Origin of the sequence: Actinomadura sp. NPDC049382 (genome assembly GCF_040677125.1) — a bacterium.
In the GTDB taxonomy this organism is placed as follows: domain Bacteria; phylum Actinomycetota; class Actinomycetes; order Streptosporangiales; family Streptosporangiaceae; genus Spirillospora; species Spirillospora geliboluensis.
This window is the reverse complement of sequence record NZ_JBFARO010000005.1, coordinates 151,643-168,509: the sequence shown is the minus strand read 5'-3', so window position 1 is coordinate 168,509 and position 16,867 is coordinate 151,643. Positions and strand designations below refer to the sequence as shown.

General features: G+C 73.5%; 14 protein-coding genes. 6 read left to right on the top strand and 8 right to left on the bottom strand.

All coding sequences use genetic code 11. The annotated features are described in order from the left end of the window. Nucleotides 1–4: 4 nt before the first annotated feature. From AB0K34_RS05565 to arfB, 3 genes are all read right to left on the bottom strand, one after another. The gene (locus AB0K34_RS05565; protein WP_364545867.1) at nt 5–1,201 is read right to left on the bottom strand and encodes a Dyp-type peroxidase; all 1,197 of its coding nucleotides are present in this window, start codon (nt 1,199–1,201) and stop codon (nt 5–7) included. Continuing rightward, the gene (locus AB0K34_RS05560) at nt 1,198–2,313 is read right to left on the bottom strand and encodes an EfeM/EfeO family lipoprotein (RefSeq protein WP_364545864.1); all 1,116 of its coding nucleotides are present in this window, start codon (nt 2,311–2,313) and stop codon (nt 1,198–1,200) included. The genes AB0K34_RS05565 and AB0K34_RS05560 overlap by 4 nt, the downstream gene beginning before the upstream one ends. A gap of 155 nt (nt 2,314–2,468) precedes the next feature. Further along, entirely contained in the window at nt 2,469–2,894 is a 426-nt protein-coding gene (gene arfB / locus AB0K34_RS05555) for an alternative ribosome rescue aminoacyl-tRNA hydrolase ArfB (protein ID WP_138641601.1), read from the bottom strand. Nucleotides 2,895–2,983: 89 nt separating this feature from the next. On the opposite strand from arfB, the gene AB0K34_RS05550 reads away from it, so the two are divergent. Then, nucleotides 2,984–3,808 carry an oxygenase MpaB family protein gene (locus tag AB0K34_RS05550; protein WP_138641600.1) on the top strand — a complete coding sequence of 275 codons (825 nt, stop codon included), beginning with the start codon at nt 2,984–2,986 and terminating at the stop codon, nt 3,806–3,808. A 142-nt stretch (nt 3,809–3,950) separates the two neighbouring features. Here AB0K34_RS05550 and AB0K34_RS05545 read toward each other — a convergent pair whose 3' ends face one another. The 5 genes from AB0K34_RS05545 to AB0K34_RS05525 all read right to left on the bottom strand — a co-directional run bounded on the left by AB0K34_RS05545 (nt 3,951) and on the right by AB0K34_RS05525 (nt 9,259). Then, nucleotides 3,951–4,913: a trypsin-like peptidase domain-containing protein gene (locus AB0K34_RS05545; protein WP_364545860.1), complete on the bottom strand. Its 963-nt coding sequence runs from the start codon at nt 4,911–4,913 to the stop codon at nt 3,951–3,953. 300 nt (nt 4,914–5,213) lie between these two features. Continuing rightward, nucleotides 5,214–6,686 (bottom strand): HAMP domain-containing sensor histidine kinase, encoded by a 1,473-nt coding sequence (locus tag AB0K34_RS05540; RefSeq protein ID WP_301176954.1) that lies wholly within the window; start codon nt 6,684–6,686, stop codon nt 5,214–5,216. Then, nucleotides 6,686–7,420: a response regulator transcription factor gene (locus tag AB0K34_RS05535; RefSeq protein WP_301176953.1), complete on the bottom strand. Its 735-nt coding sequence runs from the start codon at nt 7,418–7,420 to the stop codon at nt 6,686–6,688. Before AB0K34_RS05535 ends, AB0K34_RS05540 begins: the two co-directional genes overlap by 1 nt. Nucleotides 7,421–7,565: 145 nt before the next feature. Further along, a complete protein-coding gene (gene def, locus AB0K34_RS05530) occupies nt 7,566–8,096 on the bottom strand; it encodes a peptide deformylase (protein ID WP_171069458.1) in 531 nt (176 codons plus the stop codon). A 95-nt stretch (nt 8,097–8,191) separates the two neighbouring features. After that, nucleotides 8,192–9,259, bottom strand: a complete 1,068-nt coding sequence (locus AB0K34_RS05525) for a DivIVA domain-containing protein (RefSeq protein WP_364545856.1) — start codon at nt 9,257–9,259, stop codon at nt 8,192–8,194. Nucleotides 9,260–9,538: 279 nt separating this feature from the next. Between AB0K34_RS05525 and AB0K34_RS05520 the strand changes: the two genes are divergently transcribed. The 5 genes from AB0K34_RS05520 (at nt 9,539) to AB0K34_RS05500 (ending at nt 16,680) form a co-directional block, all read left to right on the top strand. Continuing rightward, a complete protein-coding gene (locus AB0K34_RS05520; RefSeq protein WP_138642286.1) occupies nt 9,539–10,060 on the top strand; it encodes a gamma carbonic anhydrase family protein in 522 nt (173 codons plus the stop codon). Nucleotides 10,061–10,149: 89 nt separating this feature from the next. Next, nucleotides 10,150–14,121, top strand: a complete 3,972-nt coding sequence (locus AB0K34_RS05515) for an AAA family ATPase (protein ID WP_364545853.1) — start codon at nt 10,150–10,152, stop codon at nt 14,119–14,121. A gap of 238 nt (nt 14,122–14,359) precedes the next feature. Further along, nucleotides 14,360–14,551, top strand: coding sequence for a hypothetical protein (locus AB0K34_RS05510; protein ID WP_089327902.1), 192 nt, complete (start codon nt 14,360–14,362; stop codon nt 14,549–14,551). A 348-nt stretch (nt 14,552–14,899) separates the two neighbouring features. Further along, nucleotides 14,900–15,517: a DUF47 family protein gene (locus tag AB0K34_RS05505; RefSeq protein ID WP_138639406.1), complete on the top strand. Its 618-nt coding sequence runs from the start codon at nt 14,900–14,902 to the stop codon at nt 15,515–15,517. Further along, nucleotides 15,514–16,680 (top strand): inorganic phosphate transporter, encoded by a 1,167-nt coding sequence (locus AB0K34_RS05500; RefSeq protein ID WP_138639407.1) that lies wholly within the window; start codon nt 15,514–15,516, stop codon nt 16,678–16,680. Before AB0K34_RS05505 ends, AB0K34_RS05500 begins: the two co-directional genes overlap by 4 nt. The last annotated feature ends 187 nt before the right edge of the window (nt 16,681–16,867 follow it).

The window sequence follows — 16,867 nt, the reverse complement described above, 5'->3', positions numbered from 1 at the left end:
TCGTCTACATCAGCAGAGCCCTTCCGAAGTGGTCGGAGGCGTCCACGACACCCGGAAGTGCGAAGAAATAACCGCCGCCGAACGGAGAGATGTAGTCGGTGAGGGGCTCGCCCCGCAGGCGCTCCTGGACGGCCTCGAACTGGCGCGGCGGATCCTGCTGGTAGCAGGTGAAGGCGAGCCCCATGTCGAGGTCGCCGGCCTCGTCCACGCCCCGGTCGTAGTTCCAGGCGCGGCGCAGGATCCGGCTGCCGTCGGTCTCCGGGACGCGCGGGTTCGCGCGCCGGATATGGCTGGTCAGCGGGATGACCTCGCCGATCGGGTCGCGGGCGTAGCGGGGGAGGTCCCGCTCGCGGGTGCCGTCGAGCGGCGCGCCGGTCTCGCGGGCGCGGCCGAACATCCGCTCCTGCTCGGTGAGGGAGACGCGGTCCCAGAACTCCACGAGCATCCGGATGAGCCGGACGACCTGGTACGTGCCGCCGGCCGTCCAGGCGGGCTCGGATCCGTCCCGCGCGGCCCAGACGAGACGGTCCATCTCGGCGCGGCGGGCGGTGTCGGGGTTGGCGATGCCGTCCTTGAAGCCCATGAGGTTGCGGGGCGTCCCGGACGGGCGGGGCCGGCTGGTGAATCCGCTGATCCGCCAGCGGACGCGCATCGCGCCGCGCGTGTGCCGGCAGACGTCCCGCAGCGCGTGGAGGACGGTGTCCTCGTCGGCGGCGCCGAAGCGCAGCAGCAGGTCACCGTGGCACCAGGCCGGGTCGAGGTCGTCGTCGGGGAACGTCCGCATCGCCGCCAGCCGTGCCGGGCGCCGCGCGGCCAGGCCGAAGCGGTCGTCGAACAGCGACGCGCCGATGCCGACGGTCAGGGCGAGGCCGCCGGCCGGGACGTCCGGGCCGAGGACGCCGGAGTCGGGCGGCGGCCCGGTCACGCCCACCTGGGCGGGCGCGCCGCCGCTGGTCAGCGCTCTGGCGCGGGCGGTCAGCACGCGGAAGAGGTCGGCGAGTTCGGCGCGCTTCTCGGTGAGCACGTCGCACGCGGCGATGATCGCGCGCGGCTCCGGCCCGTCCAGGATCCCGGCCTGGTGGACGCCGTGGAACCCGCGTGCGCCCGGTCCCGCGGGCGGCGGCGCGCCTCGGGCGACCGCGCCCGTGACCCCGGCGGCCATCGCGCCGCGCAGGAACGTCCGCCGCCCCGGCGCGGTCACGGGGTTCTCCGCACTTCGGCGATGGTCGCGACCGATGACAGCCGTTCGACGAGTTCGCCGATCGCGCCGTCGATGCGTTCCCGCTCCATGGTGGTCAGCCGGGCCAGGGGCGTCCAGTGGCCGTGCCTGTGCTCCGCCCTGATCAGGCGCGCGGCACGGTCGAGCCAGGCGTCGATCGCGGTGAGGTCCATGCGGTCTTCGAGCAGGGGGCGGAGCGGTGCGAGGACGGCCCGCGTCCCGTCGAGGTTCGCGGCGGCCGTGGCGAGCGTCGTCCCGCTGCCCTGGTCGGCCTTGCCGGTCAGCTCGAACTGGAGCGTGTTCTCCAGGATCTCGTTCGCGCGGAGGCCGAGGTCGTTCGGGTCGATCTGCTGCTGCGGGAAGGCGTCCCGTAAGGCGGCGACATCGTGGGCGAGCCGGTCGGCCGGAGCGCGCAGCGAGGCTGTCGGCTCGCCGTGCCACAGCCCCCGTTCGACCCGGTGGAACCCGGTGAAGCCGGGATCGCGCACGCCGTCCGGCAGCCCGGCCGGGCGCCCGTTGATCTCGTCGGCGGCGTCCCCGAACGTCCCGTAGGCGGCGCCGAGCCGTTCCCACGCCAGGTGCGCGGGCAGCCATGCCCTGCGCGCCGCGCCGAGATCCCCCGATCGGACGGCGTCGCGCAGCTCGTCCGTGCGCTGTTGCAGCGTCCGCAGCCCTTTGACGATGTAGGCGCGGTAGGCGCGCACCGCCGGATACAGGTCGTTCCGGGTGATGGGCCGGACGCCGCGCGCTCCCCCGCCCGCCCCCGTCACCCGCACCGCAGGCCCCATGACGGACGACGCGTCCGCCGGCCGGCATGCGACCGCGTACGTTCCGGCCTTGAGGCTGACGTGCAGCGGACGAGTCGTCCCCGGCCCGACGTCCTCCAGCTCCGCGAAGATCTCGCCGCCCGAGACGACGGCGACATCGACGGCCGCCCTGTCGGCGTTCTGCACGAGCAGGGTCTCTGTTCCGGCGTGCGAGCGGGACCACCCCTGCCCGCAGTGCGTCCGCCCCACCTGGACGGTGACCGAGGCCTTGCCCGTACGGGCTCCTCCCCCGCATCCCGTCAGCGCGGCCGCGACGACCAGCGTCACGCAGCCACGGCGGAGCCCGCACACGCCTTTCCAGCCAACGGCCATACTGCCTTTCGCCCCCACGTCGGCAGCCCTGAGCCCGATCCAACGGAACCGTAGACCAGGTCGACGGCGGCGGCCGTCACCTCAGGCGGCGTGGCGCGCGGCGGACCCGCTCAGTCCCAGCGGGCGGAGCGCTGTCGTTTGACGGCGGAGCGGCGCTTCTTGTTCTCCAGGCGGCGCTCGTTGATGCCGCGCGGGACCTTCTTCGGGATGCGCTTCTTCGGCGGCGGGGCCGTCGCCTCGGCCAGCAGGGTCGCGAGGCGGGTGCGGGCGGCGTCGCGGTTGCGCTGCTGGGAGCGGTACTCCTCGGCGCGGATCGTCAGGACGCCGCGGACGAGGCGTCCGGCCAGCCGGTCGAGCGCGCGGGCGCGCAGGTGCTCGGGGAGGGACGGGGAGTTCGCGACGTCGAAGGAGAGCTCGGCGGCGGTGGCACTGGTGTTGACGTGCTGCCCGCCCGGCCCCGACGACCGGGAGAAGCGCCAGCTGAGCTCGGTCTCCGGGATGGTGACCGAGCCGCGGACGTGGATCTGGGCGGGCATGCCCCCATTGTCGCAGGGGCGATGCGGGCTTGTCGTCCGGTTAAGCCCCACCTGGCACCAACTGCAAGCACTTACTTACAATGCTCGCCATGACTGCGGGAATCTTCCAGGACGGCGACCTCATCCGCGTGATCTCGCGGGAGGGCGCGCTCATCGCGGCGGGCGGGGCCGCGTCGCTGCTGCAGACGGCGCATCCCAAGGTGGCGCAGGGCGTGTACGACCACAGCTACACGGCGGACGACCCCGCGCGGCGGCTGCGCAACACGATGGGGTGGCTCTACGTCGTGCAGTTCGGGACGCGGGAGGAGGCCGAGACCCTCAGCGCGCTCGTCACCAAGGGGCACGAGTCCATCACCGGCCCCGACTACGAGGCCAACGACCCGGAGCTGCAGGTGTGGGTCGCGTCCACCCTGTTCGCCGTCGCGACGCAGTTCTACCAGGTACTCTTCCGCCGGACGTTCACCGAAGCCGAGCTGGAGGAGTTCTACGGGCAGACCAAGATCTACGCCACGATCCTGGGCTGCCCCGAGGGGCGGATGCCGGAGACCTACCGCGACTTCCGCGCCTACTACGCCGACATGCTCAACACGTTGGAGATCAGCGACGCGTCGCGGGCGGTCGCCGAGCAGGTGCTGCACCCGAAGCTGCCGGGCGGGCCGCTGAACGCGCCCGGCCTGATGATGATCCGGCTGCTCACCGCGGGGCTGATGCCGCCGCCGATCCGCGAGCAGTACGGCTGGAAGTGGACCAGGGCGCGGGAGGCGCGGTTCCGGCTCCTGCTCACCGTGCTGTCGGCGGTGTACCCGCGGCTGCCGCTGCGGATCCGGACGCTGCCGCGCGAGTACTACCTGCACTCGACGCGCAGGATGCTGGCCAAGGTGAAGCGGAGGCCCGCGATCAGCGTGCGCAGCTGAACGGCCGCGTGATCCACAGGCAGACCACGCGGCCGTTCTCCCTTGCCGGCCCTCCCGAACCCGGCCCGGCCGGGAGGACCCTCTGACCGGTCCGCCGCCCGTCCGCCCGCTCCCCCCAGAGCCTGGCCGAACGGCGGCCGGGTCAGACCGAGGCGCCGGCGATGATCTCGTCGGCGGTCTTCTTGGCGGAGTCGATCGGGATGGCGAAGCCGACCCCGATGTTCCCGTCGCTGCCACCGGACGTGGCGATGGCCGTGTTGACGCCGATCACCTGGCCGGACGCGTTCACCAGGGCACCGCCTGAGTTGCCGGGGTTGATGGCGGCGTCCGTCTGGATCGCGTTCTTGATGACCGTCTGCTGCTGCTGGGACAGCTGCCCGCGCAGCCCCGGAGGGAGCTGCTGCTCGGAGTCGCCCTCCTGCACCTCGCGGCCCAGCGCGCTGACGATGCCGGACGTCACCGAACCGTCCAGGCCGAGCGGGCTCCCCACGGCGAGGACCTGGTCGCCGACGGCGAGCCGGTCGCTGTCACCGAGCGTCGCGGGCCTCAGGCCCGACACCCCCTGCGCCTTGATCACGGCGACGTCGGCGCGGGAGTCGGCCCCGACGACCCGCGCCGCGGCGGTCCGGCCGTCGCTGAACTTCACCGCGACCTGCCGGGCGCCCGACACGACGTGCGCGTTGGTGAGGATCACCCCGTCCGAGCGCAGGATGACGCCGGACCCGCCGGAGACGCCGGACGAGGTCTGCGCCTGGATCGACACCACGCTCGGCTGGACGGCGGCCGCCACCTGCGCGGTCGTGCTGGTGGACGAGGCCCCCGAGACCGCCGTCGGGCTCGCGTAGACGGTGCTCTCGTGCGTCAGCGCGAGCGCCACCGCCGCGCCTCCGGCGCCCGCCCCGAGCGCCAGCGCCGCGGCGGCCCCCACCGCCGCGAGCTTCCGCCGTGCCGTGCCGAACAGCCCCGGAGCCGCCGGTCCGGCCGGCTCCGGAGCGCCCGCGCCGGGCGGCGGGGCGCCCTGCCAGGGCCACTGCCCCTGCGCGGCGAAGTCCGGTTGTCGCGGCTCCCATGGTGACGGCTGCGGCCGTCCGGCATCGGTGTTCATGCGGATCCCCCTGTCGTTCGCTCACCATCGAGAGTGCGCGCCGGGGCTGCAGGCCGCCTGGATTGAACCTGAAAGTGTGCTGAAAGCCGACAAGACATGAAAAAACCGCGACCGTGGGCGGCGCGTCCACGGTCGCGGTGGCCCCCGGGGGGCGACCCGGGGGTGAGCTGGCCAGGGCGCGGACTCCCGTTCCCCGTCGAGACCGGGGCGCGCCCTGTCCGTCCACCTAAGCGCACTTACCTGAACATTGCCTGAATGTGACCCAGGTCTCCGCCGAACGATCCGTCCACCCGGCAGGGGCTAGTCATCGGCCAGCGGCAGGACGACCCGGAACGTGGCGCCCCCGCCCGGCGTCGAGTCGGCCTCCACGATGCCCTCGTGGGCGGCGACGAGCGCGGCGACGATGGCGAGGCCGAGCCCGGCGCCGCCGTAGTCGCGGGACCGCGCCTCGTCCGCGCGGTAGAACCGCTCGAAGACCCGTTCCGCCTGCTCGGCGGACAGGCCGGGGCCCTGGTCGGCGACCGCGATCACCGCCGCCGGCCCGCCGCGCAGCGTGCCCGGCTGGAGCCGGACGTCGACCGGCGTCCCCTCCGGCGTGTGCGCGATCGCGTTGGACAGCAGGTTCCCGAGCACCTGGCGCAGCCGCGGCTCGTCCCCCCGCACCTGGTACGCCAGCCCTCCCTCGACGGACAGGTCTATCTTGCGCTCGGGCGCGAGAACCCTCGCCTCCTGGACGGAGTCGGCGGCCACCGCGAGCAGGTCCACCGGGCGCCGCTCGATCGGGCGCTGCCGGTCCAGCCGGGCGAGCAGCAGCAGGTCCTCCACCAGCAGCCCCATCCGGGACGCGGTCTCCTCGATCCGGCCGATCAGCCGGTCCAGCTCGGCGGGGCTGCGCGCCGCGCCCTGCCGGTAGAACTCGGCGAAGCCGCGGATCGCGGTCAGCGGCGTGCGCAGCTCGTGGCTGGCGTCCGCGATGAACCGCCGCATCCGCTCCTCCGAGCGCAGCGCCGTCTCCTCCGAGCGCCGCGCCGCCGCCTCCGACTCGGCACGCGCCCCGAACGCCGCCTCGATCTGCCCGAGCATCGTGTTCAGCGACCGGCCGAGCCGCCCCATCTCGGTCCGCGGGTCGGCCTGCGGGACGCGGCGCGACAGGTCCCCGGCCGCGATCGCGCCCGCCGTCTCCTCGACCGCGGCGAGCGGCCGCAGGCTGGCCCGCACCACCCACACGCCGAGCGCGACCAGGACGCCGAGCACCAGCAGCCCCACGATCGCGTCGATCACCACGAGCCGCTGCACCGTGCGGTCGACCTCGTCCATGCTGAACGCGAGGACGATGATCCCGCCCGGGATCGGCTCGGCGAGGATCCGCCACTGCGAACCGCCGGTGCCGCGCACCGTGAACGGCCGGTCGATGTGCTCGCGCAGGTCCGCGGGCAGCTTCGGGTGGCCGGTCTCGCTCCACGCCGGGTTCTGCCCGAGGGCGTGGCCGTCGTCGGTGCGGACCTGCCCGTACATCTCGCTCGGGATGCGCACGTCGATGTTGACCTCGCCGCGCCGCAGCTGCGGGACGACCTGCTCGACCGCCCGCCCCACCGAGCTGCGCAGCTGGTCGTCGGCCCGGCCCACCAGGTACTGGCGCAGCACCGACGCGCCCGCCGCGCTCATCACCGTCATCCCGAACGTGACGAGCACGAGCATCCCGGCGATCAGCTTGACGCGCAGCGACGTCCGCCCCCACAGCCGCTCCAGGGCGCGGCGCGGCGACCGCGACATCAGCCCGATCTCGACGGTTCGCGCAGGACGTACCCCACACCGCGCAGCGTGTGGATGAGGCGCGGTTCGGCGTTGTCCACCTTGCGGCGCAGCGCGGACACGTACGACTCCACGATCCCCGCGTCGCCGCGGAAGTCGTAGTTCCACACGTGGTCGAGGATCTGCGCCTTCGACACGACGCGGCCCGCGTTGGCCATGAAGTAGCGCAGCAGCTTGAACTCGGTCGGGGACAGCTGGATGGGCCTGCCGCGCCGCCACACCTCGTGGCTGTCCTCGTCCAGCTCCACGTCCGCGAACACCAGCCGGGGCGGCGGCTCGGCGGCGCCGCCGCGGAACCGGCGCAGCACCGCCCGGATCCGGGCGATGACCTCCTCCAGGCTGAACGGCTTGGTGACGTAGTCGTCGCCGCCGATCGTCAGCCCCTTGATGCGGTCCTGCACGGCGTCGCGCGCCGTCAGGAACAGCACCGGGGTGTGGTCGCCGCCGGACCGCAGCCGCCGCGCGACGTCGAACCCGTCGATGTCGGGCAGCATCACGTCCAGCACGATCAGGTCGGGGCGGTGCCGCCGCGCCGACTGCACCGCGTCCGCCCCGTTCGTGGCCGTGACCACGTCGAACCCGGTGAAGCGCAGGCTGCCGGCGAGCAGCTCCAGGATGTTGGGCTCGTCCTCGACGACGAGCAGGGTCGCCTCCGCCGTCGCCTTGCCGCCGCCGTTCGCCGTCCGTTCAGACAATGCCCAGTCCCCCTCCACATCATCGCCGAGGATTCCAGCCGAACCTGAACGTCCCCTGAATGGCGGCCGAGGATACGTTGAGCGCCGCCCCCGGTCCGACTGGAAGCGCGACTGGACAGGGTAGGCGAGTCCGCGCGGGCGGGGGTCAGCGCTGGAGGGCGCGGATGGCCCGCATCGCCTCGCGGCGGGCGTCGCCGGACAGGACGTCGATGTAGACGCGGCCGTCCAGGTGGCCGCACTCGTGCTGGAGGCAGCGGGCGAAGTAGCCGGTGCCCTCGACGCGGACGGGCCTGCCCTTCACGTCCACGCCCTCGACGACGGCGTGCGCGTGGCGCGGCGTCTCGAACCGCAGGCCGGGGACCGACAGGCAGCCCTCCGACTCGACGAGCTGCTCGCCGTCGGCGGCGACCAGCACCGGGTTGGCGACGTGGCCGATGTGGCGGCGCCCCTTGTCGTCCTCGCAGTCGTACACGAACAGGCGCAGGCCGACGCCGATCTGGTTCGCGGCCAGCCCGGCGCCCTCCTCCTCGTACATGGTGACGAACATGTCGTCGACGAGGCGCTCCAGAGAGGCGTCGAACGTCCGGACCGGGTCGCATTCGGTGCGCAGCACAGGGTCGCCGAGAAGCCTGACCGGGCGGGCCGTCCCGCCCCGCGGATGGGTCCTTTTCCTCACGGCGAAGATCCTACAAAGCGGACGGCGGTGCGCCCGTCCCCGCGAGGGGAGGGCGCACCGCCGGGCGGACGGGCCGGTGCCGCGGCCCGGCTCCGCTACAGCTCGATCGGGCCGCGGGGCTGCTGCGGCGGGACCGGGGGGTGCACCGGGGCGGCGTCCTCGACCGGGCGCGGGGCGGGCTTGGCCTGCGGCGGCGCGGCGGAGGCGGACGGCGCGGACGCCCCGGACGGCGCGGACGGCCCCGCGGGCTCGGCGGACGTCGGCTCGGGCTTCTTGATCGACGGCGCGGCGGGCGGGGCGGCGGCCGACGCCGGCTTGGGCGCCGGGCTCGGGGCCGGGGCGGGGGCCGACGCGGGCTTCGGCGACGCGGGCGCCGGAGCCGTGGCCGGCTTGGCCGTGGCGACCGGCGCCGGCTTGGCGGCGGGCGCGGGCTGCGCGGGCGGGGCCTGCTTGCGCGGGCTGCTCTGCCGGACGGCGTCCTCGACCATCTTCTCCAGCGGGCCGGCCTCGTTCTCGGCGGTCAGCAGCCGGTGCAGCGTGTCGCTGATCTCGGTGAGCCGCTGCAGGGCCTGCGTGTGGTTCTTGGTGAGCGCGGTGAGCCGCTGCGTGGCGCCCTCGTTGATCACGCTGGCGCGGCGCTCGGACGCGGTGAGGGTGCGCTCGGCCTCCAGCCGGGCGCTCGTCACCGTCTGCTCGGCCTCCTGCTTCGCCGACGACAGGACGCTCTCCGACTCCTTCTTGGCGGAGGCGAGCACGTGGTCGGCCTTCTCCTGCGCCTGGGCGAGGTTCTTGTCGGCGTGCGCGCGCGCCTCGTCGATGATGCGCTTGGACTCGTGCTCGGCGTCCTCGCGGATCTCGGCGCCCTTGGCCTCGGCCTGGGCGACCTTGTCCTGGGCCTCGTCCTCGGCCAGGTTGATGATCTGGCGGAGGCGGTCGCTCAGGTCGTCGCCGGTGGGCTTGCGCGCCTCCCTGAGCTCGGCCATCTCGCGGCGGAGGCGCTCACCGTCGTCCTGGGCGCGGGCGAGGCGCGCCTCCAGTTCGCGGTGCTTCTGCTGGGCGCGGGCGATGTAGTCGTCGACCTGGCGGCGGTTGTAGCCGCGCATGACGATCTCGAACGACTCGTCTTGGAGGAGGTTGGGCAGGATCTCGGCTTCGTTGCTCATGGTGCCTTGGGGGGTCGTTGGCGGGGGTCATCACCCCGTCAGGGTCGGACGCGATAACAAGCCTCACCCGCCTGAGCGGGCCCACAGGATACGGACGTACCACACGGACGCACGGATACGTCAGGACGACTCTTGTCCGGTCCACCCCTTTCGCGCAACCGGAACACGCTTCTTGCTGCCGTTTCTTCTTGCCGACAGGCTCGACAAACTATCCAATCCGGTCAAATCCGATGCCCCCCGGTCCCCGGGCGGGGCGGGCCGCGTCCTAGCATCGGCGGCATGAGCTACCTGGGAGCGTTGGGCGCGGACCGGCCGAAGATCGACCCGTCGGCGTGGGTCGCCCCCGGCGCGGTCGTCGTCGGGCGGGTGACGCTGGGCCGCGCGTCCAGCGTCTGGTACGGCTCGGTGCTGCGCGCCGAGGACGAGGAGATCGTCGTCGGCGACGAGTGCAACATCCAGGACCTCAGCTGCCTGCACTGCGACCCGGGGATGCCCGCCGTCCTGGAAGACCGGGTCAGCCTCGGCCACAAGGCGATGGTGCACGGCGCCCACGTCGAGACCGGCGCGCTCATCGGGATCGGCGCGATCGTGCTGAACGGCGCCCGCATCGGGGCCGGCACGCTGATCGCGGCGGGCGCGCTGGTGCCGCCCGGCAAGAAGATCCCGGCCGGGGTGCTGGTCGCCGGGACGCCGGGCAAGATCGTCCGGGAGCTGACCGACGACGACCGGCTCGTCCTGGAGCACACGCCCACGGTCTACATGGAGAAGGCCGAGCGGCACCGCGCCGCCGAGTGGCAGTGACGTCAAGCCCTCCTTGATCTCACGCTGACCTGCGACGACGCCGCTTCCGCGCCGGTCAGGAACCCGCCGGGCGGGTTCTGCTGACTACGATGACCATCGTGGTGTGGGGACCGGGCTATGGCAGCGCTCCGCCGCCCAGCCCGCAGCGGGGGCAGGATCCGTTCACGGAGGCGGAGCGCGACACGCGGGCGATGGTGGCCGCCGCGTGGTGGCCGTCGGCGCCCCCGCAGCAGCGCCACCACGCCATCGGCGGCCGCATGCTCGTGCTCCCCGACGGGACGTGGTGGCTGTTCGGCGCGTGGGCCCGCTGGTACCGGCTGCACCCGTCCGACGGCCAGTGGTACCTGTGCCCGCCGCCCCGCACGCCCGCCGTCCGGATGGCGGCCAGGCCCGCGCAGCAGGGCGCCGGGCAGGTGCCGAACCTGCCGCCGCACGTCGTCCCGGCCGGGCCCGACTTCGGCTACGACCCGCCCAAGGGGCTGCCGTTCGTCGGGCACGGGTTCGCGACCGACCTGACTTCGCGCGTGCGGTCGACCGTCGAGTCCGCCGCCACGCTCGCCGCCCCCGACTACCCGCACTGGTGGCCCGACTTCACCGGCGAGACGCCCTCGACCGTCGCGGCCGCGTGGGGCGTGATGCTGTGGTGCTCGGCCGCCCCGGCGTTCGACGCGCGGCTCGACGCGCAGATGCTCGACCTCTGGAAGCCCTACCGGGCCCGCCCCCTCCCCGACGTGGACGGCCCGCGCTGGCTCACCCCGCCCACCCTGGAGAGCCTCGTCGCGCTGTACGCGGAGCGGCTCCGGGCCAGCCGGGTGGACGCGGCGGTCGTCATCCTGCGGACGATGTGGGCCGTCGCCAGCGCGCTCCGCGAGGACGTCCGGTTCCAGATGCGGGCGGACGCCCTGCTCGCCATCCTCAGCACCACGCTCGCCAACCCGACCGTCGACTACGGCGCGCTGCCGTACGGCGACCAGGCGATCGTCCAGCAGTGGCTCACCCGCTGCCCGCCGCACCTCGTCCCGTCGCTGCGGAACGAGAGCTCGCCGGGGGACAACTTCCGCCACGCGTTCTACACGCTCAGCGACCTGATCGCCGAGCTGTCCGGCGACCCGGCCGACCCCGCCTACCTGGAGCCCCGCCTGGTGGCGGCGGCGCTGCTCGCCGCCGACCTGAACGTCGTCCGCAAGGACATGGTCGGCACGATCGTCCCGTGGCTGGACCCGGAGATCCGGTACACGGTGCAGGCGGTGGCGGAGCAGAAGGGGCATCCGCTGCGCCGGCTCTGGCCCTCGGACATGCGCCTCCCCGAGCCGCTGCGCTCGGCGGCCGGGTCCGGGCAGGGCGCCGAGTCGCTGCTGGCCGCGATGTACGAGGCCGACCTGGCGTGGTGCCGGCTCGGCGGGATGCCCGCCCGGCCGCGCGGCTTTCCCGTCCCGACCGCGATCATCGCCGGGATCATCGGGCGCAACCGGGCCCGCGCCACGGCCGCGTCCACGATGGCCACGCCGCAGCCGAACCCGGCCCCGGCGCAGCCGTCGCCGCTCGCGATGCAGAGCCAGCCCGGCCTCGCGCCCGGCGCGCCGCCGCAGCCGCAGGGCGCGCCGTCCGAGCCCGACCGGCCGTTCGTGCAGCCGCCCGCGCAGCCGGGCCGGGAGGACGCGCCCGCCGCGCACCAGCAGCCCGGCCCCGGCCAGCAGGCCGCGTTCGCCTCGCCGGATCCGCTGCTCGGCACGCCCTCCGGCGAGGACGAGGCGAGCGCCGCCCCGCCCTACACCGAACTCGGCTTCCAGCGCCCCGGCCCCGCCGCGCCGCCGCCCTCGCCTGTACAGGCGCCTGCGCAGCCGCCTGCGCCCATGCAGAGCCCGGCGCCGCCCCCGCCGGTCCAGAACCCGGCACCGGTGCAGGCCGCGGCTCCGCAGCCGGACCCGCAGCTCGGCGGCTTCTCCCCACAGGAGGAGGCGCAGGACGAGGACTTCGTCCCGCCGTACACGCAGCTCGGCTACCAGCCGGCGGGCGCGGCACCGGCGCCCGCGCCGGTCCAGGCGCAGCCCCCGCCGCCGCCCGTCCGGCAACCGGAACCGCCCGCGCCTGCGGCCCCGCCGGAGCCGCAGGCGACCACGTTCGACGCGTACTCGACGCGCGTCGAGGGCCAGGGGTCGCCGCAGCCCGGCCCGCCCGCGCAGACCCCGACGCCTCCCCCGCCGGCGAACCAGCCGCCCGGGACGCGCATCCTCGGCCCCGGCGACCTCGAGGACGACCCGCCCGCGGCACCGCAGCCCGCCCCCGGCGGCTCCGTGGCGCCTCCTCCGGGGACGAAGGTCATGTCCAAGACGATGGTGGGCGACTTCGACTTCCTGGACGACACGCCGTCCCCGGAGCGCCCCGTCGACGAGATCCCGCCGCCCAGTGACCGCAGCACCCGCCGCGTCCTGGAGCGGTTCGGGTTCGGGTTCGTCTACGGGGAGCACGACGCGTCGGTGCTGCTCGGCGACGTCCGGGCGCAGGCCGAGGAGTGGAACAAGCCGACCGGCGACCAGGCCGAGGCGACCCGCGTGGACGGCGCGCCCAGCGCGATCAAGTCGGGCGTGCCCGCGGTGCTGCTCGTCGGCGACCCGCACTCGGGCCAGCGCCGGCTGTCCCGGATGATCGCGCTGACGCTGGCGAACGCGGGCCTCGGCGACGGGTCGATCCGCGCGCACGACGCCGAGGACGTCCGCAACGCCCCGCCGGAGCGGATCGGGCAGCTGCTCGCCCAGCCGGGCCCGGTGATCCTGTTCGAGCGGCTGGACGTCGCGATCGCCGACGCCGCCGACCCGGGCGCCGTCGTCGGGGCGGTGCGCCGCGCCCGCCGCGACCCGGTGAACACCACCCCGGTGATCGCGACGTGCGAGCCGCGCGCGTACCGGCGGCTGCTGCAGGAGCACCCGAAGCTCGTGCAGGCGTTCCGCGTCCACCGGCTGCCCGACTTCGGCGACCTCGACAACCGGATGACGCTGCTGCACCTGCTCGCGGACGAGCGGCGCGTGACGATCGGCGCGGCGGCGCTGGAGGCCGTCCGGGCCGACCTGGAGCGCCTCCGCGGTCCCGGCGACCTGGTCAACGCCCGCCTCGTCGAGGCGTACCTGGACCAGGCGGCGCAGCGGAACATGGAGCGCGCCGGGGCGTCCCACGACCGGCTCGTGCTGACCCCGGACGACCTCGCGGGCGTCGCGGAGGGCATCGAGCCCGCGCTGCGGCCGCCCGGCGACATCGGCGGCTACCTGCGCCAGCTCGACCAGCTCACCGGGCTGGAGGACGTCAAGGCGGCGGTGCACGAACTGGCCGACGAGGCGGCGCTCGCCGCCGACCGCGCGCGGTACGGCGTGTCCGGCGACGACCCCCGCCACCTGGTGTTCACCGGCCCACCCGGCACCGGGAAGACGACCGTGGCGGGGCTGGTCGGCGGCGTCTACGCGGCGCTGGGGCTGCTGCAGTCGGGGCACGTGGTGGCGTGCCGTCCCGTCCATCTGGCCGGGCGCGACCAGGTCGACACCCGCAACCGCGTCGGGGCCATGGTCGACCAGGCGCTCGGCGGGGTGCTGCTCATCCAGGAGGCGTACCGGCTCGACCGGGCGCCCGCCGTCGTGGACGAGCTGCTCCGCCGGATGCACCAGTCCGGCGCCCGGTTCATCGTGGTCTGCTCCAGCCCGGCGGCGGAGATGGAGGGCTTCCTCGCGGGCAACCCGGCGTTCCGCGCGGAGTTCGGCCGCGTCATGGAGTTCACCGGGATGGGCGACCGCGACATGGTGCGGCTGTTCCAGAGCTACGCCGAACGCGACCTCTACATGCTGGACGAGGAGCTGCGCGTCGAGCTGCTGTCCCGCTTCGCCGCGATGCGCGAGGACCCCCGGTTCGCCTACGCCCGGACCGTCCGCGCCCTGTTCGAGCAGACGGTGGCCCGCCAGGCGGCCCGCCTCGCCGGCGCCGACGTCAACGCCGCGACCGTCGCCCGCCTCACGGCCCGCGACCTCCCCGAAACCCCGCTTGAGCAGCTGCTCGGCGATTTCCGCGCGGGTACCTGAGCGCAGCGAAGGTGCCCGCGCGGAACCCCTTCCGGGGGGTGTGGGGGGTCGCCCCCCACAATGAAGCGCGCCGGCGCCTGAGCGGCTGGACGTCCCCCGTCTGGCGGGACGGTGGCATCAGATGGGCATCACCCGGGAAGACCAGTCGTCAGGGTGGCCCTCGAATGGCCCTCTTGGGTCATGTGCCCGTCGGGGGCGTGCGCGTAGCCTCGACTTGGGTGTGGGGAACGAACGGGAGGTGGACGCGGTGCGCCAGAACCTTGATCTGCGCGTCCACGACCGTGTTGCGCTGGACGAGATCGAACTCTATGCCGAGATGCTCAGTGCGGTGGCGGCGGCAGAGCGGCCGCTGACCATCGCGGAAATCGACATGGTGCTCGGAGTACGGTCCGACGAAGCCGGTCGTCGCGAGCTGACGCCGCAGGACTAGAAGCAGGTCCCGGGCTCGCTGGATCCGGGGACGCCGAGATTCGGGGCGTCCCCGGTTCGTCATTTCCGGCCCCCGTCACCGCCGTCCCGCCGCAGGTCACGGGCGGGCGATGTAAGGAATCTCACTTCCGGTCACCCTAGCCCGGCCCGCCGGGTCGCCGGGAGGCCCGCAACCGGCGGGCCTTCCTCCAGATAGCCCGCAGCGGCAAGGGTATGTACCTGCCGATCTAGGGCAATCTTGTAGGTGAGAGGATGGGTGACACCAGCCGAAGCTGGGGCAAAGGTTCTTTTTACGGCGGGTAGCGCCTACGATCCTCTGCGGACTGTTCCAGCACATCAGGAGAACGACGTGCGCTTGCGTCTCACGCCGCGTGAGGACAGCTTCTACGACATGTTCACCGACTCGGCGAACAACCTGGTCACCGGCGCCAGGCTCCTCGTGGAACTCATCAGCGACGGCGCCGACCGGGCGGCCATCGCGGAGAAGATGCGCGCCTGCGAGCACGCGGGCGACGAATGCACCCACGCGATCATGCGCCGCCTGAACGAAACGTTCATCACGCCGTTCGACCGCGAGGACATCTACCAGCTCGCCTCGTCCATAGACGACGTCATGGACGAGATGGAGGAGGCCGCCGACCTCGTCGTCCTCTACAAGATCGAAGAGTTCCCCAAGGGCATCGTCGCCATGGTGGAGGTCCTCGAGCGCGCCGCCGAGCTGACCGCCGAGGCCATGCCGCGGCTGCGCTCGATGAAAGAGCTCAACGAGTACTGGATCGAGATCAACCGGCTCGAGAACCAGGGCGACCAGGTGTACCGCAAGCTGCTGGCACAGCTGTTCAGCGGCGAGTACGACACGCTGACCGTGCTGAAGCTGAAGCAGGTCATCGACCGGCTGGAGGACGCCGCCGACGCGTTCGAGCACGTCGCGAACACGGTCGAGACCATCGCGGTCAAGGAATCATGAGCGCAGCCAAGGATCCCGGCGTGACCGTCACCCGGGACCCGTCCGCGGAGGACGATCCCGCCTCCCTTGGCGAGCAGGCCACGCGCCGGGTCACCGGCCGGGCCTGGTTGCTGCTGCTGGCCGGCATCCTGCTGGTCATGCTCGGCGGCGCGCTCGGGCTCCGGTCCGACGCGCAGATGGCCGTCCTCGTCCTCGTCGTGGTCGTGGCGCTGGTCTTCGACTACACCAACGGCTTCCACGACGCCGCCAACGCGATCGCCACCGCCGTCTCGACCCGCGCGCTGACACCGCGCGTCGCGCTCGGCATGGCCGCCGCCATGAACATGATCGGCGCGCTGCTCGGGGTCGGCGTCGCCAAGACCGTCAGCGAGGTCATCACTCCCCCGTCCGGGCTGCACGGCCTCACCGTCGTCGCCGCGGGCGTGCTCGGCGCCATCACCTGGAACCTCATCACCTGGTACTTCGGGCTGCCGTCGTCGTCCTCCCACGCCCTCATCGGCGGCGTGGTCGGCGCCGGCCTGGCCTCGCTGTCGTCGGTGAACTGGCACACCGTGGTCGAGAAGGTCGCCGTCCCGATGGTGCTGTCACCGGTCGTCGGGTTCTGCCTCGCCTACCTCGCGATGGTCGCCATCCTGTGGATCTTCCGGCGGGCCAACCCCAGCCGGATAGGCCGCCGGTTCCGCATCGCGCAGACCATGTCCGCCGCGTCCCTCGCGCTCGGGCACGGCCTGCAGGACGCGCAGAAGACCATGGGCATCATCGTCCTCGCGCTCGTCACCACCGGGCACGCGGACGGCAGCACCGTCCCCTGGTGGGTGGTCATCGTCTGCGCGGGCGCCCTGTCCGCCGGAACGTACGCGGGCGGCTGGCGCATCATGCGCACGCTCGGCCGCAAGGTCATCGAAGTCGACCCGCCGAAGGGCTTCGCCGCCGAAGCGACCGCCTCCGTCGTCCTCTACACCACCGCGTTCATCTGGCACGCTCCAATCTCCACCACCCACACGATCACTTCGGCGATCATGGGAGCGGGCGCCACCAAGCGCCTCTCCGCCGTCCGCTGGGGCGTCGCCGGCAACATCCTCGTCGCCTGGGTCCTCACCATGCCGGCGGCCGCCCTGGTCGCCGCCGTCGTCTACTACGCGGTCCACTTCTTCGGCGCGTGATTCATTGGGGGGGCGACCCCCCAATCCCCCCGTCACGAGCCGGTCGATCCTCACGCCACGGTGCGGGTGTGTTGCGACCGTGCAGGTTCGCGGCGTGTCGCTGCGGTCGCCCGGCTCGGCGGGCAGGCCCGCTGCGCTCGCTGGCGCTCGCTCCGCGTGCCTGCCCGCGACCGGTGGCTGAGGTCCT